The sequence below is a fragment of the Deltaproteobacteria bacterium genome, assembly GCA_015233135.1.
In the GTDB taxonomy this organism is placed as follows: domain Bacteria; phylum UBA10199; class UBA10199; order JADFYH01; family JADFYH01; genus JADFYH01.
Window position 1 is genome coordinate 1 of sequence record JADFYH010000039.1, and the last position, 20,803, is coordinate 20,803.

The window sequence follows — 20,803 nt, forward strand, 5'->3', positions numbered from 1 at the left end:
AACAACACCCCAAACAAGAAGTGATTGACTTTAGAAAAGAAGAAGGCAAAGGGAAAAAAATAGAAATCAAGAAACTTCTCGCCTTATCAAAAAAAACTACCCCCAGTAATTAAATGCATCTTTTGAAATCATTGCATTATTGCTGTGGTGCGTTAAACTTTTTTATATCCAAGCATCACTCTGAAATATTGATTTAGACTGTAAAAGCGGGCTTTGACAAGTTGTGTCAAATTTTCACAGGGCTAGGCAAAAAAAATTGTGGAGATTATTTTTTTGATGAAATTATCTATTGCGAAAGAAATTCAAATCATGAATATTAAACGTATGCATTCAGAAAATATTAAAAATATTTATTTAGGCCCAACAAATGAAGAAGCAATTAATCCTCAGGACTACCTCAAGCTGACAGAAAAAGACAAACTCGATATCGAAAGTGTTAGAATCATCCCTCCAACATTAGGTAAAAATGGGTTTGGAAAAATGCTAATCAAATACAAATTCCCTATCTATAGAGGGCTGAGACATGCCTGATTTAACTGAAACCCCAGACACCCTCAATCCAGAAACAATTAGCAAACTTATTGAAAACCAGAAAGAGCAACTTTCCATCCAGCATAAAGAACAAGATTTCAAAATTGCAAACGACAAAAATAATTTTGAGTATGCCAAAGCTACCTTAGAGGCCCAAGAAAGAGATAACAAAGATCAAAGACTGTATTTCTTAAAACAACAGAACAAAGCATATCTTTTTTCTGGATTTATTGTTTTATCTTTAGGCGTATGCGCTATTACCGCATTATATTTAGGAAAAGAAATATTTGCTGACAAAGTCATAACAGGAGCCATTTCATTTCTTGCAGGCGGGCTATCAGGCTATAGCTATTGTCTTTCTAAAGATAATAAAACAGGCTCATGATTACTCTCTCTGTTAATGGACAAAAACTGACATTTGAAACACCACTCTCGCTCCATCATCTTTTTTACAAACTCCAACTCCCCAACCTCCGTTTCGCCGTGGCCCTCAATCGACAGGTGATTCCCCGATCGGAATATGAAAGTACTTTTTTAAAAGAGGGAGATGAAGTGGAGATTGTGCAAGCGGTGGGGGGAGGATAGGATACATGAAAACCTCTCGGCTTCCCTTAGGAAAACATGGTAACCTTGGATTTTTGGAGTATAAAATGAATCACAGCTATAGCCTTGGCGACAAAACCTTTGAATCGCGCCTGATTTTAGGCACGGGGAAATATCCCAATTTTGAAATCATGAAAAAGGCCCACGAGGTGTCGGGCACGCAGATGGTGACCTTGGCGATTCGCCGAATCGATCTCAAGGCAAAAGGAGTAGAATCGATTCTCAGCTATATCGATACGAAGAAAATTTCTCTCCTTCCCAACACGGCGGCTTGTTTTACGGCAAAAGATGCCATCGACACCGCGCATCTAGCTCGTGAAGCCTTGGGAACTCATTGGATTAAGCTGGAAGTGATCGGCGATGAAAAAACGCTGTTTCCCGATAACGAAGCCACCCTGGAAGCCGCAAAGGTTTTGGTAAAAGAAGGCTTTGTCGTTCTCCCCTACTGCATGGATGACCCCATCGTTTGCAGAAAGCTGGAAGACCTGGGATGCGCAGCCGTCATGCCTTTGGCAGCACCCATTGGCTCGGGCCTGGGCATTCGTAATCCCTACAATTTAAAAATTATTCTGGAACACGCGAGCATTCCAGTCATCGTGGATGCCGGTGTGGGTCAAGCCAGCGATGCGGCTATTGCCATGGAATTAGGGTGTACCGCTTTATTGATGAACACCGCCATCGCCTGCGCGCAAGACCCGGTAAAAATGGCAGAGGCCATGAAGCTGGCTACCACTGCGGGGCGGCTGTCTTACGAGGCGGGAAGGATTCCCAAGAAATTATATGCGAGTGCGTCGAGTCCGATGGAGGGAGTGATAGGGAGTTAGTGCCTCATTGCCTAAAGAAATTTCTGCAATGAGGTGTCGATTATTTACTCTTTTTTTTGCTGTGTTTTTTGAACCAAGTGGACAGTTGGTCTCGCATCATTTGTCGATTCGCTAATTGCATAATCACTTCATAAACCTGTTTTTCAGAGGCTTTGATTTCATATCCGTTTAGTCGTAAAAAAGTGAGCGCGGCTGCAGTAGCGATCCGTTTATTACCATCCACAAAGGGTTGATTCTCAGAAAGGTAGAAGGCATAAGCTGCCGCTTTAGAATAGAGGTCTGGAAAAAGATCTTCACCAAAAACATTCTGCGAAGGTTGAGCCAAGGCAGATTCCAGTAAACCCTGATCCCGCACGCCTTCCAGACCACCATATTTTTCCAGCAGCACACGGTGCATGGCCATAATGTGTTTGAGTTCCAGATAAAGAATCATTTTGCGAGCTTATCAAAGGTTTGATCAAAATCTTTAAGGACACCCATAAAAGTTTTCATAATTTTATGATCCGTAAGATTAATGGGCTCAATAATAATGCGACTCCCTTCGCTACGAATATCGAGGTTGGTTTTCGCATTCACCCCCACTTCCTGAAGCAGATCTTGCGGAAGAATAACCCCAAAGCTATTGCCGATTTTTCGGATTCTTTTTTGTTTCATGATGCTCACAGGTTATAACAGTGTTATAATAGGGTCAAGATTGAAGTGAGAAAGTCCGTAATAAATTTACTTACTTGACCCACAAAAAAAGAATTGCTACTGGCAAAAACCCATTTTACCAGGGCGCTTAGCTCAGCTGGTAGAGCGCTGCCCTTACAAGGCAGATGTCACAGGTTCAAGTCCTGTAGCGCCCAGTTTAGTTGTCAGTTACCAGTTATTAGTTGCCAGCGGGTAAAAAAGATTTGCGCACATTCAATGGATGTGAAAAGAAGGTTTCCCCCATTCCGTTTAGATGGGGGATACTCAAGGGGGAGAGTCGTATCTCACCCTTGAGTAAAGCGAGAATCCAGCTTTGCTGGTTCGAGCGAATGGAGCCGTAGTTCAGTTGGTTAGAACGTCCGCCTGTCACGCGGAAGGTCGCGGGTTCGAGTCCCGTCGGCTCCGTAATTCAAAGCCCTATATTGTAAAATTATAGGGCTTTTTTATTTTATTTGAGTTAAACTTTCTTCTCATAAATATCGTTGGGCCTCTTGTGAGTTAATTTTGGAGAGGGATAATAATCATGAAATCAATTATAAGAAAACAAGCAAGCTGTGCTTTAAATATTTGTTTATTCACCCTGTTGATTCTCTCCCCCGGAGTAGTCCTGGCACAAGCGGGGGTGCTACAATCCAGAAACTCAAATTATTCGCAACCCCAATATTTTTCCAAAGATAAATTGGAGGAACTCGTCGCCCCCATTGCTATTTATCCCGATCCGCTTTTGGCCCAAATTCTTCCTGCTTCCACCTACCCCCTCGAAATTGTGCAGGCAGCGCGTTTGATTCAAGGTAAAAAAGACATCTATAAAATCGACTCGCAGGATTGGGATCCTAGTGTACAGGCAGTAGCTCACTACCCCTCTGTCTTGAAGATGATGGATGAAAAATTGGATTGGACCGAGCAATTAGGGCAGGCCGTATTAATGCAACAGGAAGAAGTCATGAAGGCCATTCAGATTATGCGTCAGCAGGCAAAAAGAATTGGAAATTTAAAATCAAACAAAAAACAGATCATTAATGAATACGACGAATATATTGAGATTGTCCCCTACAATCCCGAAGTGGTCTATGTTCCCAGTTATGATCCGGAAGTCGTTTATGTAAGCCCTTCAGAAGATCCCTATGTCTCGCTCATTAGTTTTGGAGTAGGACTAGCCATTGGATCCTGGTTTAATACAGAAGTTTATTGGCCGAGCCATCAAATTTATTACTGTGAACCCGATTGGTGGGTTAGGGGTTGGTATAGTACCCACAATCATCATCGCTATCGTCAAAACTATGGTGAAGAGGACTATAACAACAATTACTACAGTAACAGCAATCACGACGACCACCATCCCCACAACAATAACAATGCCTGGTTTCATGATGACAAGCGCGGAAATCCCGTTAACAGAAAACTTTACTTTATGCCTTCCAACAACCCCTCCCGGACGACTGTCCCAAATGGCAATGTGGTCACGCCCAGGAGCAATGGGCTGAATCCCGTAAAAGGACAGCCTCCAGCTACACACACCCCTGAAAGAGGTTCCTGGAATAATAGCAACAGGTCCCCTGAAAATACCCCAAAACCCGCGCCAAAGCCCATCGTGATTGAGCCCAAAAGAATAGATCAACCGGTAAATCCGAGAAAACTGGAAAATGCCCCAGCACCTCAGAAAACGAGTACCCCCCCAGCTCCTCAAAAAAGCAGTCCGCCATCTCCTCCTGCACCTGTCAAAGTAGAAAAGAAGGCCCCGGAAGTTAAGAGCGCTCCTGCTCCTGCGGCAAAGCCCCCTGTAAAAAAGGAAGAAGAAAAGAAAGAAGTCAAAACACCTACAGAACCATCCGTAAAAGCCAACCTCAAATGAAGATTGCATTATTCGGCGGTTCATTCAATCCCCCACATTTGGGACATCGTGCCCTGGTTCAAAAATTATTGAATCAGAATATTTTTGATGAAATCTGGATACTCCCCGTTTTGGGGCATCCTTTCGGAAAAGAATTGGCTTCTTTTGAAGATCGATTGGAGATGTGTGTTTTAAACTTTTTGGATTTATCCAAAAAAATAAAAGTTTCGGATTTAGAAAAGAAAATCAAAAATACCGAGGGTTACACCGTCCATTTGGTTCGATATCTTAAACAGAATTTCCCCAATGAAGAATTTTACTGGGTGATGGGATCCGACTTGCTTCAAGAAAAAAATAGATGGAAAAATTTTGACGAGATTGAAAAGGCAGTAAGCCTCTATCCTATCTCGCGGGCAGGACATGAAGCCTCGGAGCTACCCGAGGTTTCTTCTACAGAAATCAGAGAAAAAATTGTTCGAGGTGTTTTCAGCTCTGACCTGCTTTATGCACCGGTTGCGAAATATATTTTGGAAAGAGGGATTTATTCCTGAAAAAAAATTACAAACTCCGCCTTTTCTCCTTGAAGTTGAGCAATCGATTCAAGGCATTCACATAAGCCTTTGCGGATGCCTGTAAAATGTCAGCATGGGTCCCTACTCCCCGCACTTCTTTGATTTGTTCTTTTAAAGTAACAGACACCTCCCCTTGGGCATCGGTGCCCCCTGTGATGGCCGCCACATTGTATCTCAACAGCTCGCCCTTAAATCCAGCCAATTTTCGGATGGCCTTAAAGGTGGCATCCACCGGCCCTGCGCCCGTCGCTTCACCACTCTTCTTTTTACCTTTCACTTTTAAAGATACCTTGGCTTTGGGTTTGCTTTTAGTGCCGCTGTGTACCTTCATTTGCAGCAGTTCGTAGACATCGGGCCCTTTCGCCAATTCATCACTCACCAAGGCTTCCAGGTCGTCATCAAAGACTTCTTTTTTCAGATCCGCCAGTTTCTTGAATGAGACAAAGGCCTTTTCAGATTCTTCCTCAGACATTTCATAACCCAATTCCATCAGTCGAGAACGGAAGGCATGGCGACCGGAATGCTTTCCCAATACCAACTTATGCGCCCTCCAGCCCACCGATTCGGGGGTCATAATTTCATAGGTCATTTGATTTTTTAAGATCCCATCTTGATGAATCCCCGCCTCGTGGGCAAAGGCATTTGCGCCTACAATGGCCTTGTTGGGTTGAACAGAAACGCCTGTAATCAGCGTCAACAGTTTACTGGTATGATAAATCTGGGGGCTATCAATTTGTGTGTCGCAATTGAATAAGCTCTGACGCACCTTCAAGATCATAGCCACTTCTTCCATCGAAGCATTTCCAGCTCGTTCACCAATTCCATTCACGGTGCACTCTACTTGTCTGGCACCCGCTAATACCGCAGCCATGCTGTTTGCCACTGCCAGACCCAAGTCGTTGTGGCAATGCACACTAAAGGTGATTTTATGGGCCTCTTTTACATTCGTTTTTAAGTAATAAATGAGTTTTAAAAATTCTTCGGGGACTGTATATCCCACGGTATCCGGAACATTTAAAGTGGTGGCTCCCGCTTCTACGGCCGCAGAAAATACTTCAGCCAAATATTCTGGATCACTACGTGTCGCGTCTTCGGCCGAAAATTCAACATCCGCTGTATACTGGGCGGCATGCTTTACGGCATTATAAGTATCTTCCAGCACCTGCTCGCGGCTCTTCTTTAACTTATATTTTAAGTGGATATCCGACGTAGCAATAAAAGTATGGATGCGCCCGGATTCCGCGTGTTTTAAAGCCTCCCAAGCCTTATCAATATCCTTCGTACTCGCCCGGGCTAAGCCGGCAATCGTGGCCCCTTTTACTTCTTGGGCGATTTTTTTCACCGCCTGAAAATCGCCTTCTGACGCAATGGGAAAACCAGCTTCAATAATATTCACTCCTAATTTTGCCAGCTGTTTGGCCATGCGCAGCTTTTCACCGATGTCCATGCTGCAACCCGGAGATTGCTCCCCATCGCGTAAAGTCGTATCAAAAATTTTTACAATTTCTTTAGACATAAATTATATCTGATGATTGGCTTCTTTTTCTTCGCGAGAGGAAATTGAAACCACCTTGGCATTAGCCGAGTTGGAGTGTTTTAGCCCGCGCAGGGCTAGCCTGCGTTCCAGGAAATTCTTACGACGCACTATATGAACCAGTTCTTCAATAGGGCCTGAAATCATGAAGAGGAAAGAGGCGCAAAACAAGGTTTCCTGGGGCATGCTGGCGATAACACCCAATACCAGTGCGGCCAGCACCAAAAAGATAAAGGAATGGGGCTTTGAAAAATCGATATGCTTAAAGCTGCGGTAGCGTACATTTGAAACCATGAGCAAAGCAACACAGAACATCAAGGGCAAAAGAATGTATTTGAAAAGGAGATGAGAAAAGGCAAAGCGTTCTTGAAAAATAATTAAACTCGAAACAATGTAAGCGGCCGCTGGAATGGGCAAACCTTGGAAATAACGTTTTTCTACGCTGGAAGACTGGACATTAAAACGTGCCAAACGCAAGGCCCCGCAAGCAAAAAAAATAAAAGCGACACCCCATCCAAAACGATTAAAATCTTTTAAACCCCAAATGAAAGCCATGATTGCAGGCGCCAAACCAAAGCTGGCCAGATCAACCAGAGAGTCGTATTCAATTCCGAAATCCGTCTGAGTTTTTGTAAGACGAGCCACACGACCATCCAAACCATCAAACACACCCGCTAATAAAATCATCCATGCCGCCATGACAAAATCGCCGTTAATCGATTTAACAATAGAAAAAAAACCGCAAAATAAGGAGGCAGTGGTAAACAGGGAAGGCAGTATATACACGCCCCGTTTAATACCAGAACGCCTGGGTTTTAATTCTTCTTGGGGTAATTGAGTTTCCATAATGATCACATCCTAGCTAACACGGTTTCTCCCGCAACCACCACATCTCCTTTGCTCACTTTCAACTCAAAATTCAAGGGCAAATAAACATCCACACGTGAGCCAAAGCGAATCAGCCCCATTTTTTCACCCCGACCAATGCTATCCCCTTTTTTCAAATAACAGACAATTCGACGTGCCAGAAAACCTGCAATCTGCACAAACGCGATAGCGCTTCCCTCCTTCAACCTTAGAATCACCGCGTTTTGCTCATTGTCGATGGAGGCTTCTTCTTTCATGGCCATCAGAAATTTACCGGACTTGTAACGCACTTCTTCGACAGTTCCTTCTGCAGGAGAACGATTGACGTGCACATTAAAAGGCGACATGAAAATGGCGATTTTCTTCACTGGAACCGGCAAATAAGGATTGCTCGGCAATTCTTCCACTTGAACCACCACGCCATCTGCAGGAGAAACGAGAATTCCTGCCTCCTGAGGAATCACACGGGAAGGATCCCGAAAAAAATAAAGAACAAAAAATAAAAATAAAACAAAGGGAATCGTGAGAAAAGGATGGATTAAAAAAGCCAGCAGACAAAGGGCCAGGGCCCCCAAGATAAAAGGATAAGCTTCTTTAGCCATGATTACACATCTCCCTTTTGCATCGCAATAATCCCGGTACGAACCACTTCAATGACGCCAAAGGGATTTAATTTTTCTAAAAATTGAGCCAGCTGTTCGGGGCTTGCCGTCAACTCGAAGGTTTTAGAGCGAGGAGACTCATCCAGACATTTCGCCTGAAAATCCTGAATCACCACTCCCAAATCTTTTTCGTTAATCGTTTCTTCCCCTACCGTATAGGCATTCACTTTCACCAAAAGGGTTTCTCGCTGGAGAAACTTGGAACCCGTCAGATCTTTTACCTGGATGGTATCCATCAGGCGATAAAGCTGTTTTTTTATTTGCTCAATGATCTCTTCAGACCCACTGGTGACAATCGTCATGTGAGAATATTTGGGATCATGGGTGGGAGCAACAGAAAGAGAATCGATATTATAACCGCGGGCGGCAAACATGCCGGCTACGCGGGCCAGAACACCGAATTCATTTTCTACTAGGACTGAGAGTGTGTGTGGATGCATAGAATTTATTTTTACCAAACATTCATTTTATTTTTTATCACCTTGATAATATAAACCACGACCCAAAAATTTCATTTTCGAAAAATCATAATGATCGGACATATTCTCTTTATCTGCACTCGAGAGAATTTTGTCTTTTACTTTCTTTTTCAAGACTTTTGCATAAGGTTTTTTTTAGATTTCATTTTTGATAAATCATAATGAGCTCTCATAAAAATGCAAGCTGGGTAATCATTTGCCGTCTTAAAATTCCCCTCTCCCTCGAGGGGAGAGGGACAGGGTGAGGGTGATATTGGATGCAATTTGTATTCTTTTTTTTATTCTCGCTTTATTAGTTCCCTTACAAAAATAGAAAGTAGTCTAAAAACCCAAATTAAATCCAATTACCCCCTCACCCTACCCTCTCCCCCGATGGGGCGAGGGGAATTCTTCATGAGCATTTAATACTCTACTGGACTGCATCACCATATTTAAGCCAATACAATATCCCCTACCCCTTTGCCCGCGGGCACCATTGGGTAAACGTTTTCTTCAAGCGCCACTTTGAAATCGATAATCGTCGGTCTATCGCGAGTGGCCAGGGCTTTTTGGATGACGGGAATCACTTGAGACGCCTCAGTCACGCAAAACCCTTGTGCCCCATAGCTTTCCGCCAGTTTTACAAAATCGGGCATGCAGCCAAAGGTGACTTGAGAGAGACGATTGTCATAAAACAATTCCTGCCACTGCCGTACCATGCCCAAATAACCATTGTTGAGGATGGCAACAATCACCGGCAATTTCCACTCCACCGCGGTTCCTAATTCCTGGATATTCATCTGAATGCTTCCATCACCAGACACGCAGATTACGGTGGCCTCTGGATGGGCCAGCTGGGCCCCGATTGCCGCGGGGAAACCATAGCCCATGGTTCCCAATCCCCCCGAAGTACACCAGCGTTTTGGCTTTGCCAATTGATAGAATTGCGCGGTCCACATCTGATGCTGACCCACATCGGTGGTCACAATGGCATCCCCCTGGGTGAGCGTGTAAAGTTGATCCAACACATATTGGGGTTTGGTTTTTTCGCTCATCGATTGAGTATAAGTGATGGGCGCCTTGGCCTTCCAGGCCTGAATTCGTTTCCACCAGGTTTCAATCTGCTTTTTAAATTTCTCGATTTTTTCAGAGGGAAGATTGCGAAGCAGTTTCAACATCTCCTGCAATACCGTTTTCACATCTCCAAGAATCGGCGCCTCGATTTTTACATTTTTTCCGATATTGGCCGGATCGACATCGATGTGAATTTTTTTTGAGTTCACGGAGAATTCAGAAAGTTTTCCCGTCACACGATCGTCAAAACGGGAACCAATGGCAAACAGCACATCACAGTGGTGAATAGCCATATTCGCAAAATAGGTTCCATGCATGCCCAGCATTCCCAATGAAAGGGCATCGGTCCCTGGAAAAGCTCCCAGGCCCATCAAAGTCATAGAAACAGGCAAGTGTAAAAGATTTGCCAGTTCTTTAATTTCAGGATCCGCATCCGCAATTACCGCCCCTCCGCCCACATAGAGCAGCGGCGACTTTGCCGTCAGCAATAAATCAAGGGCCTTTTGAATTTGTTTGTGATCCGGACGAGTCACCCTTTTTGGAGAGCGTACTTGCACGCTCTCCATCGGTAAATATTCTGCACTGTGCTGTTGAATATCTTTGGGGATATCCACCACGACAGGCCCCGGACGCCCAGTAGTCGCCACCACAAAGGCCTCTTTGAGAACTTTTTGCAGCTGATTGATGTCTTTCACTAAATAATTGTGCTTGGTACAGGAACGGGTAATCCCCACCACATCGGCCTCCTGGAAGGCATCGTTGCCAATCATGGGCAACGCCACCTGCCCAGTCACCACCACCAAGGGAATGGAATCCATATAAGCCGTCGCCAAACCCGTAACCGCATTCGTTGCCCCAGGGCCCGAGGTCACAATGCAAACTCCCGGCTTGCCTGTCACCCGCGCATACCCATCTGCCATGTGTATAGCGCCTTGTTCATGTCGGACCAGGATATGTTTTAAATCCGGATTCTTATAAATTTCATCATAGACATAAAGAATGGCTCCGCCGGGATAGCCAAAAACCACTTCGACTCCCAGATCTTTGAAGGCCTGAATCACAATTTGTGCACCAGTAAGTTTCATGCGACACCTAAACCTAATCATCCCTTCTCCTCTGTAAGGAGAGGGTCGGGGTGAGATAGAAAAAATCTCCAGTCTTTCTCGTATTATGGGCCTTCAAAGGTGTCAAGAGAGGCTTTGGCTACTGTTACCAAACAATTAAAGTTGTAGATATTTCATACTATTTTCAGTAGGCACAAAAACCATGCCCCCTTCGAATAAAACAAGCCTGGGAAGACCCAAGGACCTCGAGAAAAGAGAAGCAATTTTTAAGGCTGCTAAGTCTTTTTTTCTGAAACATGGTTTTCACAAGGCCAGCATGGATGAAATCGCAGCTAATGCGGGGGTCTCCAAACTGACGGTTTATGGGCACTACGAATGCAAGGAAAAACTTTTTCAGGAAGTGATCGCTAGAAAACTAAATGAATATTCCGGTCTGGATGATTTTAAAAAATTATATGATTTGCCCTTGAAAAAATCTTTGACCCTTATTGGACAAAACTTCTTAAATCTTATCTTTAACCCCGAATCTTTAAATATCCACCGTGTCGTAATGTCCGAAGCCAGTCGTCATCCAAAAATGGCTGCACTCTTTTTTGAGACAGGGCCCCAGAGGCTTAAAAAATCCTTTGTAGAATTTCTGCTATATCAAAAAAATAAAAAATGTTTGTTTTTTAACTGTACATGGACCGCCTGCGATCACTTTTTTTCAATGTTCAAAGGGGAACTTCACATGCGTGCCCTACTCGGTTTAAAACCAAGTCCTTCCAAAAAGGAATTACAAAATCATTTGAAGCAGACCATAGAAATGTACCTAAGGGCCTATCAGCCACAAGTAGCGATCCCCCACAAAGAGCTAATGAGATAAGACAGGAGGAAAATAGTTGGAGGATCGTGGGCACAAAAAAACCTCCCCCATTGAGGGGGAGGCAGCAGAAAAACCAAATTATAAAAAACCTCTTTTAAACAGTCTTGGCAGGCTGTTTGGCTAGCGACGCAATGCCAGTCATAGCGCCGAGACCCATTGTTTCAACCGCTGAAGAAGGGACAATAATGATGGAGGAATTGGCCCTCATTCCTTCCAAGAGGATATTCATTGCCCTCAGGTGAAGGGCTGTCGGATTGTTGGTGTAAAGTTCGGAAGCCTTTGAGAATTTTTCTGAAACTTGAACTTCAGATTCTCCCAAGATTAGCCGGGCCTGTCTCTCCCGCTCAGCCTGAGCCTGCATGGACATCGCATCCTGCAAACCAAGTGGTATTTTGACATCCCTAAGTTCTACAGAAAGGATTTTGATCCCCCAAGCCTCAGAGCTTGCATCAATATTTTTGCAGAGTTTTGAATCGATCTGTTTGCGACCGATCAACATGTCTGCCAAAACCGTTTCACCGATAACATCTCGCAACGCCGTTTGCGAAGCCCACGAAACCGCTTTCTGATAATTCTCAACTTCTAGTGCAGCTTTCATGGGGTCTACCACGCGCCAGAACAAGACCGCATCCACATCCACCGGAACACTGTCTTTGGTGAGTGTCTGTTCTGCCGTAAAGGGAGTAGCTACCGTCCTTAAATCAATGCAGTAAGGAATCGTGTCGACAAAAGGAATGATCATAAAAAAACCGGGCCCTTTAAGCCCACTAAACCTACCGAACCGAAGGACCACACCTCTTTGCCACTGGTTGGCCACACGACAAATAAATAGACACCCCAGACCCGCCGCAAAACCAGCTACTCCGAAAACGAGATTTCCCGTGTGTACCCCCACACCTGTTCCCAATGCCGTCAGGACCAAAAATAAAATCAAAATAAATGGATGCATCTTCATAAGATTTCCTCTCGTTGGTTAAGAGTTAAGGTTTAAAATTTATGGAATCAAAGTCTTGCTTCCAGAATTTTAATGATGTACGCGTCTACCCCTCATACGATCATCATCATATGATCCCCATCATATGATCTTTCGAAATATACATTTAGTGTGGCTCGCTTCAAAAGTTCGGCAGTTTCCGAATTTAGAAAATTTATCTACGGTTTCAAACGGGGGCAAAATTGAAAAAGAACGCGCGTTTCCATCCTGCTACAACGAGTCTCATGTATCCGAAAGTGCTCTCTGCTTTTTTGGTACTTTGCTTCTGTCTGCAAATGGCCCTGATATCGACACCGGTGGTAGCTGAGGAATCCGCTGTTCCCGAGACAAGCCAAACCTTGCCCGAAACAAGCCCAAAAGTGGATGATCTGGAGCTCCGCGTCATCAAACGGATTCCCAAGATGGAGATGTTCCCCTGCACCGAATGCCACTCAGGTCCTGCGGATTTCAATACAACGCAGAGGGAGCTCACGAAGGAACATCTCGATAAAATACTGGATCATGGTCAAGAACTAAATGGGGGTTGGTGTCACAATTGCCATACAGAAGGTCGTTATATCAGGCTTCACCTACGCGATGGTAAAGAAATTGCTTTCAATCAGGCCTATCTTCTTTGCGGAGGTTGCCACGGACCCGAGTTCAACGATTGGAAGAAAAATATTCATGGAAAAAGAATCGGTGGCTGGAATCTTACACAACAAATTTATTCCTGTCCGGAATGTCACGATCCGCACAAGCCTGCCTTCAAGCCTTTGAAGCCCTTGCCTCCCCCGAATGATCCTCGAGCTAAAGATTTGTCACCACTCCAGTTGATTTTTGGAAAAGTTTATGTGTTTTTCAGAAGGTTATACTCAAATGAAAAATAATTTTTTAGAGCGGATAAAACGTCTTGCTGAGAAAAAACTACGAAACCCCTTGTCACGGCGCTCTTTCGTCAAAGGGCTTGCTCTGACTCTCGGGCTAGCCACTGTAGCCAAGCCAAAAGCCGCTGAAGCCCTTTCGTTTGATGAGTTTTTTCAAAAGCACTACAAGGAGCTTAGCCCCGCCGACAAAGAACGAATTTTTGCCCGCATTGAAAAAGAAACCCGTGAGAAACGTGGTGTGGAGGTGAAAATCAGCGACCCTCCTCCCATGGATGGAGTTGAGTTTGCCTATTGCCTGAATCTCTCCAAATGTATTGGTTGTCGCAAGTGTGTGTACGCCTGTGTGAAAGAAAACAACCAATCCCGAGATCCACAAATTCAGTATATTAAGGTACTAGAAATGACCAAGGGTTCCATGGATGTTGATAAGGGAACTCAATACTACGATCACGACACGGTTCCTCAAAAAGATAAATTTTACATGCCCATCGCTTGTCATCAATGCCACGATGCCCCCTGTGTAAAGGTTTGCCCCGTGGAAGCCACGTGGAAGGAAAAGGATGGAATTGTCGTCATTGATTATAACTGGTGCATTGGCTGTCGTTATTGCGAAGCCGCCTGCCCTTACGAAGCAAGAAGATTTAATTTTGGCACCCCCACAATCCCTTCCGAAGAGATCAATCCCGATCAGGGATATCTCTCCAACCGTCTTCGCCCAAGGGGGGTCATGGAAAAATGCCATTTTTGTCTGCATCGCACCCGTATCGGAAAGTATCCGGCCTGTCTGGAGGCCTGCCCAACAGGATCAAGAAAGTTTGGAAATATCCTTGATCCAAACAGTGAGGTGAGGGCCGTTATTCAGAATAAACGTGTTTATGTACTTAAAGAAGAGTTGAACACGCATCCGCACTTTTATTATTTTTTTGACTAGAAGCGAGCATAAAACATGAACACTTACCTCCAATTCTGGATAGACATGATCAGCCAGGTTATTAAGGGCCCCAAAATTTACTATGCCTGGTTGGGAATTCTTTCCCTATTCATTCTACTGGGAGTAGAAGGATACAGCGAACAACTCCGAACAGGGCTCATCGCCACTAGTCTCACCGATCAGGTTTCGTGGGGGGCCTATATTGCCAACTTCACCTACATTGTTGGTTTGGCGGCTGCCGCCGTAATGCTTGTCATTCCGGCCTATATCTACAAAATCAAGGCCATGAAAGAAGTTGTAATCATTGGTGAAATGTTTGCACTTTCTGCTATTGTCATGTGTCTGCTTTTTGTAACGGTGGATATCGGTCGACCCGACCGCATGTGGCATCTCATGCCCTTGATCGGTCGCATGAACTGGCCTATCTCCATGCTGACTTGGGATGTCATTGTGCTCAACGGTTACCTGCTCTTGAATTTGCATATTCCTGGTTACATGCTCTACAAAAAATACAAAGATGAACCTCTAACGCCTCTTTACTATAAACCGTTCGTTTACATTTCAGTCTTCTGGGCGGTCAGCATTCATACGGTGACTGCCTTCTTATACTGTGGTCTAGGAGGCAAACCTTTTTGGAACTCGGCCATTGTGGCCCCCCGATTTTTGGTCTCAGCGTTTGCTGTGGGTCCCAGTTTTATTTTTCTCTCCTTGCAACTGATTGAGAAATTTTCGACTTTTAAGGTCCCTAAAGAAGCTTATAAGATCTTGAATCGCATTGTTGCCGTCACCTTAAACCTGAACTTATTGTTTCTAATTTGTGAAGTTTTCAAGGAATTCTATACAGGGGCGCACACGCTCTCAGCAGAGTATCTTTTCTTTGGTTTGGAAGGGCACTATACCTTAACCCCTTTCATCTGGACGGCCATCCTGTTCAATGTTGTGGCCACGGTCATTTATTCGAGCCGTAAGTTTAACAAGAAAACTCTTCTTTTAAATATCGGCGCTGGACTGGCCATTGTAGGGATATGGATAGAAAAAGGAATGGGGATGATTGTCACCGGATTTATTCCCACGCCGATAGGAGACATTATTGAATATTCACCTTCCCGAGTGGAAATTCAGGTGTGTCTAGGCATATGGGCCACGGGTTTTTTCCTATTTACGCTGCTCCTCAAGGCCGTTATCCCTATCGAGACAGGGACTATCGGTGCTAAAAAACATGATTTGATGCTGGATCCATGGAATAGCAAAAAAGCCCCGCCACCACCATCATGGGAGAAGTAAGGTCCAGCGGCGAAATTCTGCTTCCCCCAAAAGTCATACAAAAAGTCTCTATCTTAGAAAACGGAGTTTCCTCCGGATCCATCCGTCTAGATCCTCGATCGTCACCTTTATCTATCTTGCCCAGCTGGAAGTAATTCCCCCGGCCCCTTAACTTCGGATTGAGATCCTCTGCTATGAACCAGCCTTTTGCCATAGCGGCTTCCTTCAGATTCCTCCTCGCAAGAGGACACCCCTGCCGTCAGCTAGCAGTTCCCCTGACAGGGTCTGCGAGAGACTTACACTCTCAAGTGGCTGCGCCCTGTACTGGACGCACAATAAAAAAACCCTGTTTCGCAATGCGAAACAGGGTTTTAAAATAAATCCGGCAGCGTCCTACTCTCCCACTAAGTTGCCCTAGCAGTGCCATTGGCGCTAAAGGTCTTAACTACCGAGTTCGGGATGGGATCGGGTGTGACTCCTTTGCTATAACCACCGGAAACTTTGAAACAGTTACTAGCTAGCAGTTACTAGTTAACAGTAGTTAATTGTACTGAAAACTATTCACTGATAACGGACAACTGTCTTTTGAAAACTGCACAATCGGTATCTACAAACAACTCCCTTATAAACTCTTAAATAAAAAAATGGTTAAGTCGAACGACCAATTAGTACCAGTCAGCTAAAACCCTTACGGGCCTTACACACCTGGCCTATCAACCTCGTAGTCTACAAGTGGCCTTCTTACCCCTGAGGGGTTGGGAAATCTTATCTTGGGGTCCGTTTCGCACTTATATGCTTTCAGCGCTTATCGGATCCGAACGTAGCTACCCGGCTTTTGCCCCTGGCGGGACAACCGGAACACTAGAGGTCCGTCCAACCCGGTCCTCTCGTACTAAGGTTAGATCCCCTCAAATTTCCTGCGCCCACGGAAGATAGGGACCGAACTGTCTCACGACGTTCTGAACCCAGCTCGCGTACCGCTTTAATTGGCGAACAGCCAAACCCTTGGGACCTACTCCAGCCCCAGGATGCGATGAGCCGACATCGAGGTGCCAAACGATTTCGTCGATGTGAACTCTTGGAAATCATCAGCCTGTTATCCCCGGCGTACCTTTTGTCCGATGAGCGATGGCCCTTCCATACAGAACCACCGGATCACTAAAGCCTGCTTTCGCATCTGCTCGACTTGTTTGTCTCGCAGTTAAGCTCCCTTATGCTTTTGCACTCAACGGCTGGTTTCCAATCAGCCTGAGGGAACCTTCGCGCGCCTCCGTTACATTTTGGGAGGCGACCGCCCCAGTCAAACTACCCACCAGACAGTGTCCTCGACGAGGATTCACTCGTCGGAGTTAGAACTCCAGAACAATCAGGGTGGTATTTCAAGGTTGACTCCACCGATGCTAGCGCACCGGCTTCAAAGTCTCCCACCTATCCTACACAGACCGGCCCGAAGTTCACTGTCAAGTTATAGTAAAGGTGCACAGGGTCTTTCCGTCTTTCCGCGGGTAGACGGCATCTGCGCCGCCAATACAATTTCACTGAGTCGCCGGCCAAGACAGCGGGGCAGTCGTTACGCCATTCGTGCAGGTCGGAACTTACCCGACAAGGAATTTCGCTCGGACAATCTTCATTGTTTCCAATAAAGCCGGACTTTATCTTAATTGACCTCGATTCATTTGAGCTGAAATTCGTCGTATTTCTTCAATACCCCTTACAGTCAAATGATCGCCCACCTCCATCTTCATCAAGATGTCACGAAATTTTTCAAAATCGGACCTCTTCTTGGATTTAAGCGGGTACTTCATGAAAAATGGAATGATGTACTCCAACAAATGTTGGATACCTCTCACTCGATAAGCCATTCGGTCTCCATGGTTACTTCGAACCACACCACAACCAAAATAACTCTTGAGCGCATGAAGCAATTGCACATCACGTTTGTGTTGCACGACGGTGAACTCCGGCAATACTTGATAGCCGATAGTCATTTCATCATGAGGATTAATTCCCACGTGAAAACAACCTTCACCATCCACAAAACCTGTAATCCATTCCGCATGTAGTTTCATTGGCAAATCCCGAACGTAAAGTCTCTGAGGGTTCCCGTTGCATTACGGGCCTTCCCTGCGGATTGTCCCCTTGTCCGTCAAATTTTTACTACCTCGTTCAAAAACGAGGTGAGTATTGATCGGCTGTATGAGGAGTTTCCCGCATATAGTTCAGTTTTACTAAGGCTAGCGATTTTTGTTAACCTTAGGACCGTTATAGTTACGGCCGCCGTTTACCGGGGCTTCAATTCAATGCTTCTCCTTGCGGATGACATCTCCTCTTAACCTTCCGGCACCGGGCAGGCGTCAGACCCTATACGTCGTCTTCATGACTTTGCAGAGTCCTGTGTTTTTGTTAAACAGTCGCTGCCCCCATTTCACTGCGACCTCACCGGGCTTGAAGGGGTAAACCCCTCTTACCTAGCAAGGCACACCTTCTCCCGAAGTTACGGTGTGATTTTGCAGAGTTCCTTAGCCAGAGTTCTCTCAAGCGCCTTGGGATCCTCTCCCCACCTACGTGTGTCCGTTTGCGGTACGGCTACACTAAACACTAACTACGAAGTTTTTCTCGGAAGCTTGGGATGAGTCACTCTAGGGAGTAAACTCCCTATTGTCATCACTTCTCAGATATATCTAAGTGGATTTACCTGCCTAGACATCCTACAAGTTTAAAACACCTATTCCAATAGGTGTCTGACCTACCCTTCTCCGTCACTCCTTAGCATCAAACGCGTTTAGCGCAGTACAGGAATATTAACCTGTTGTCCATCGTCTACGCCTTTGGGCCTCGACTTAGGAACCGACTAACCCTGGGCGGATTAACCTTCCCCAGGAAACCTTAGGTTTACGGCGTGCTGATTTCTCGTCAGCATTTTAGTTACTTATGCCAGCAGAAGCTCTTCCAGAACCTCCAGCACTCCTTACGGTGTACCTTCACAGGCGACTGGAATACTCCCCTACCACGTATAGAATTCCGAAGAATTAATACATCCGCAGCTTCGGTACGATGCTTGAGCCCCGATACATTTTCGGCGCAGATTCACTCGACCAGTGAGCTGTTACGCTTTCTTTAAAGGATGGCTGCTTCTAAGCCAACCTCCTGGCTGTCTGGGCGCTTCCACAACCTTTCCCACTTAGCATCGATTTGGGGACCTTAGCTGGCGGTCTGGGCTATTCCCCTCTTGACAATGAAGTTTATCCCCCACTGTCTGACTCCCATGATAGAGATAACGGAATTCGGAGTTTTGTTGGGTTTGGTAAAGTTTTCACTCCCCTAGCCCATCAAGTGCTCTACCTCCGTTACTCAACTCATGAGGCTATACCTCAATATATTTCGGGGAGAACCAGCTATCTCCCAGTTTGATTAGCCTTTCACCCCTACCCTCAGTTCATCCCAACCTTTTTCAACAGGTACGAGTTCGGACCTCCATGTCGTGTTACCGACACTTCATCCTGACCAAGGGTAGATCACTAGGTTTCGGGTCTACTATATGCAACTAAACGCCCATTTCAGACTCGCTTTCGCTTCGGCTTCACCTCGAACGGCTTAACCTTGCTGCATACAGTAACTCGCTGGCTCATTATGCAAAAGGCACACGGTCGCACGTATTCCGAAGAATATAGCGCTTCCATTGCTTGTAGATATAGGGTTTCAGATTCTATTTCACTCCCATTCCTGGGTTCTTTTCACCTTTCCCTCACGGTACTAGTTCACTATCGGTCGAAAGCACGTATTTAGTCTTGGAAGATGGTCCTCCCGGATTCCCACAGGGTTTCACGTGCCCCGTGGTACTTGGGGTACCGCTAGAGTCTCTTTGGATTTCATTTACAGGGCTATCACCTTCTATGGCCGGCCTTTCCATACCGTTCAATTATCCTCTGAGATCCCACATTGCGGCCCCGCAACCCCACATTGTCCGAAAACAATGAGGTTTAGACTGTTCCGATTTCGCTCGCCACTACTTTCGGAATCGAATTTCTTTCTTTTCCTGGAGGTACTAAGATGTTTCAATTCCCTCCGTTTGCTTCCCTTGCGGGATAATCCCGTTTTCACGGAATTGGGTTGCCCCATTCGGAAATCCCCGGATCACAGTTTGTTTGACAACTCCCCGAGGCTTATCGCAGTCAACAACGTCCTTCATCGCCGTCTTTCGCCAAGGCATCCACCCTATACCCTTAAAAACTTAACCAAACTTATATGTTTGGAAAACCAAACAGAAAGGCTTTTACTTAAGAGAATTCTAAGGAAATTGTATTTTTTGCAGATACCTAAATTATGCAGTTTTCAAAGAGCTATTCGCTCGCCTAGCAAAGCCAAGCTCGCCAAAGTCAGAGGGGAGATCTTAACTCCCCTCTGACCACTCCCCATCGTATCGATGGGGAAACTTTTTTTATGGAGAAGACCGGGATCGAACCGGCGACCCCCTGGTTGCAAACCAGGTGCTCTCCCAGCTGAGCTACTTCCCCCTGAAAATCGCTTTGCGATTTCGTAATTCGTTTTTCGTTCACGTTTTTCGTTTAACCCGAAGAACGAATTACGACCACGAATAATGAAAATTCGCCAAGCGAATTTTATGGGCGTGCCTGGAATCGAACCAGGGACCTTACCCTTATCAGGGGTACGCTCTAACCAACTGAGCTACACGCCCGCAACTAGAAAAAGCGGGACATGTAAAACCAAGCCAAAAACCTAAAATTACCCAATTTATTCTTTAGATCTAAAACTAAATAGAACGTCTACTTTCGAAATACTCTTTAGAAAGGAGGTGATCCAGCCGCACCTTCCGATACGGCTACCTTGTTACGACTTCACCCCAATCATGAGCCATACCTTGAACGGCTACCTCCCCGCTCATCATAATGTTCCAATCTCGGCGTTGCCTTGATTTTGAAACATTCTGAAGAGCGGGGTTAGTGTACCGGCTTCTGGTATAACCCACTTTCGTGGTGTGACGGGCGGTGTGTACAAGGCCCGGGAACGTATTCACCGCGGCGTGCTGATCCGCGATTACTAGCGATTCCAGCTTCATGGAGTCGAGTTGCAGACTCCAATCCGAACTTAGAATGGTTTTAAGGATTTGCTCCATCTCGCGATATTGCAGCCCGTTGTACCATCCATTGTAGCAC

18 protein-coding genes, 4 tRNA genes and 3 rRNA genes are annotated in these 20,803 nt (G+C 45.4%); 12 read left to right on the top strand and 13 right to left on the bottom strand.

The features are described 5' to 3' along the window. The first annotated feature begins 276 nt into the window (after positions 1-276). The 4 genes from HQM15_10770 (at position 277) to HQM15_10785 (ending at position 1,958) form a co-directional block, all read left to right on the top strand. Positions 277-531 carry a hypothetical protein gene (locus tag HQM15_10770; protein MBF0493249.1) on the top strand — a complete coding sequence of 85 codons (255 nt, stop codon included), beginning with the start codon at positions 277-279 and terminating at the stop codon, positions 529-531. Beyond that, positions 524-916: a hypothetical protein gene (locus HQM15_10775; protein ID MBF0493250.1), complete on the top strand. Its 393-nt coding sequence runs from the start codon at positions 524-526 to the stop codon at positions 914-916. The genes HQM15_10770 and HQM15_10775 overlap by 8 nt, the downstream gene beginning before the upstream one ends. Next, entirely contained in the window at positions 913-1,116 is a 204-nt protein-coding gene (gene thiS, locus HQM15_10780; GenBank protein ID MBF0493251.1) for a sulfur carrier protein ThiS, read from the top strand. The genes HQM15_10775 and thiS overlap by 4 nt, the downstream gene beginning before the upstream one ends. Positions 1,117-1,181: 65 nt before the next feature. Continuing rightward, complete coding sequence (locus tag HQM15_10785) at positions 1,182-1,958, top strand: thiazole synthase (protein ID MBF0493252.1); 777 nt, start codon at positions 1,182-1,184, stop codon at positions 1,956-1,958. A 40-nt stretch (positions 1,959-1,998) separates the two neighbouring features. Here HQM15_10785 and HQM15_10790 read toward each other — a convergent pair whose 3' ends face one another. Further along, complete coding sequence (locus HQM15_10790; GenBank protein ID MBF0493253.1) at positions 1,999-2,391, bottom strand: type II toxin-antitoxin system death-on-curing family toxin; 393 nt, start codon at positions 2,389-2,391, stop codon at positions 1,999-2,001. Then, positions 2,388-2,612, bottom strand: coding sequence for an AbrB/MazE/SpoVT family DNA-binding domain-containing protein (locus tag HQM15_10795; GenBank protein MBF0493254.1), 225 nt, complete (start codon positions 2,610-2,612; stop codon positions 2,388-2,390). The genes HQM15_10790 and HQM15_10795 overlap by 4 nt, the downstream gene beginning before the upstream one ends. Positions 2,613-2,733: 121 nt before the next feature. On the opposite strand from HQM15_10795, the gene HQM15_10800 reads away from it, so the two are divergent. The 4 genes from HQM15_10800 to HQM15_10815 all read left to right on the top strand — a co-directional run bounded on the left by HQM15_10800 (position 2,734) and on the right by HQM15_10815 (position 5,033). Continuing rightward, a tRNA-Val gene (locus HQM15_10800) sits at positions 2,734-2,806 on the top strand. Positions 2,807-2,982: 176 nt separating this feature from the next. Further along, positions 2,983-3,056: transfer RNA gene (locus HQM15_10805), tRNA-Asp, on the top strand. A 118-nt stretch (positions 3,057-3,174) separates the two neighbouring features. Then, positions 3,175-4,503, top strand: coding sequence for a DUF3300 domain-containing protein (locus HQM15_10810; protein MBF0493255.1), 1,329 nt, complete (start codon positions 3,175-3,177; stop codon positions 4,501-4,503). Then, positions 4,500-5,033 (top strand): nicotinate-nicotinamide nucleotide adenylyltransferase, encoded by a 534-nt coding sequence (locus HQM15_10815; protein MBF0493256.1) that lies wholly within the window; start codon positions 4,500-4,502, stop codon positions 5,031-5,033. The genes HQM15_10810 and HQM15_10815 overlap by 4 nt, the downstream gene beginning before the upstream one ends. A gap of 7 nt (positions 5,034-5,040) precedes the next feature. Here the strand turns inward: HQM15_10815 and HQM15_10820 are convergent, their stop codons facing one another. From HQM15_10820 to ilvB, 5 genes are all read right to left on the bottom strand, one after another. Beyond that, complete coding sequence (locus tag HQM15_10820; GenBank protein ID MBF0493257.1) at positions 5,041-6,570, bottom strand: 2-isopropylmalate synthase; 1,530 nt, start codon at positions 6,568-6,570, stop codon at positions 5,041-5,043. A gap of 3 nt (positions 6,571-6,573) precedes the next feature. Further along, positions 6,574-7,434, bottom strand: coding sequence for a CDP-diacylglycerol--serine O-phosphatidyltransferase (pssA, locus tag HQM15_10825; GenBank protein ID MBF0493258.1), 861 nt, complete (start codon positions 7,432-7,434; stop codon positions 6,574-6,576). A 5-nt stretch (positions 7,435-7,439) separates the two neighbouring features. Further along, a complete protein-coding gene (locus HQM15_10830) occupies positions 7,440-8,057 on the bottom strand; it encodes a phosphatidylserine decarboxylase family protein (protein MBF0493259.1) in 618 nt (205 codons plus the stop codon). Between the two features lie 2 nt (positions 8,058-8,059). Continuing rightward, the gene (gene ilvN / locus HQM15_10835) at positions 8,060-8,557 is read right to left on the bottom strand and encodes an acetolactate synthase small subunit (protein MBF0493260.1); all 498 of its coding nucleotides are present in this window, start codon (positions 8,555-8,557) and stop codon (positions 8,060-8,062) included. Between the two features lie 470 nt (positions 8,558-9,027). Further along, a complete protein-coding gene (ilvB, locus tag HQM15_10840; protein MBF0493261.1) occupies positions 9,028-10,734 on the bottom strand; it encodes a biosynthetic-type acetolactate synthase large subunit in 1,707 nt (568 codons plus the stop codon). A 181-nt stretch (positions 10,735-10,915) separates the two neighbouring features. Between ilvB and HQM15_10845 the strand changes: the two genes are divergently transcribed. Beyond that, complete coding sequence (locus HQM15_10845) at positions 10,916-11,578, top strand: TetR/AcrR family transcriptional regulator (protein MBF0493262.1); 663 nt, start codon at positions 10,916-10,918, stop codon at positions 11,576-11,578. Positions 11,579-11,672: 94 nt separating this feature from the next. Here HQM15_10845 and HQM15_10850 read toward each other — a convergent pair whose 3' ends face one another. Next, on the bottom strand, positions 11,673-12,533 hold the full coding sequence (locus HQM15_10850; protein ID MBF0493263.1) for a slipin family protein: 861 nt from the start codon (positions 12,531-12,533) through the stop codon (positions 11,673-11,675). A 221-nt stretch (positions 12,534-12,754) separates the two neighbouring features. On the opposite strand from HQM15_10850, the gene HQM15_10855 reads away from it, so the two are divergent. The 3 genes from HQM15_10855 to nrfD are packed head-to-tail and all read left to right on the top strand — an operon-like array spanning position 12,755 to position 15,650. Next, positions 12,755-13,438, top strand: coding sequence for a hypothetical protein (locus HQM15_10855; protein MBF0493264.1), 684 nt, complete (start codon positions 12,755-12,757; stop codon positions 13,436-13,438). Then, complete coding sequence (locus HQM15_10860) at positions 13,428-14,366, top strand: 4Fe-4S dicluster domain-containing protein (protein ID MBF0493265.1); 939 nt, start codon at positions 13,428-13,430, stop codon at positions 14,364-14,366. Before HQM15_10855 ends, HQM15_10860 begins: the two co-directional genes overlap by 11 nt. A 45-nt stretch (positions 14,367-14,411) precedes the next feature. Beyond that, complete coding sequence (nrfD, locus tag HQM15_10865; protein MBF0493266.1) at positions 14,412-15,650, top strand: polysulfide reductase NrfD; 1,239 nt, start codon at positions 14,412-14,414, stop codon at positions 15,648-15,650. Between the two features lie 359 nt (positions 15,651-16,009). On the opposite strand, the gene rrf is transcribed toward nrfD, so the two are convergent. From rrf to HQM15_10890, 5 genes are all read right to left on the bottom strand, one after another. Beyond that, a 5S ribosomal RNA gene (gene rrf / locus HQM15_10870) occupies positions 16,010-16,126 on the bottom strand. 147 nt (positions 16,127-16,273) lie between these two features. Further along, positions 16,274-19,866, bottom strand: a 23S ribosomal RNA gene (locus tag HQM15_10875). A 204-nt stretch (positions 19,867-20,070) separates the two neighbouring features. Further along, positions 20,071-20,143: transfer RNA gene (locus HQM15_10880), tRNA-Ala, on the bottom strand. 108 nt (positions 20,144-20,251) lie between these two features. After that, positions 20,252-20,325 (bottom strand) — tRNA-Ile (locus HQM15_10885). A gap of 110 nt (positions 20,326-20,435) precedes the next feature. Further along, positions 20,436-20,803, bottom strand: a 16S ribosomal RNA gene (locus tag HQM15_10890); the annotation flags it as partial.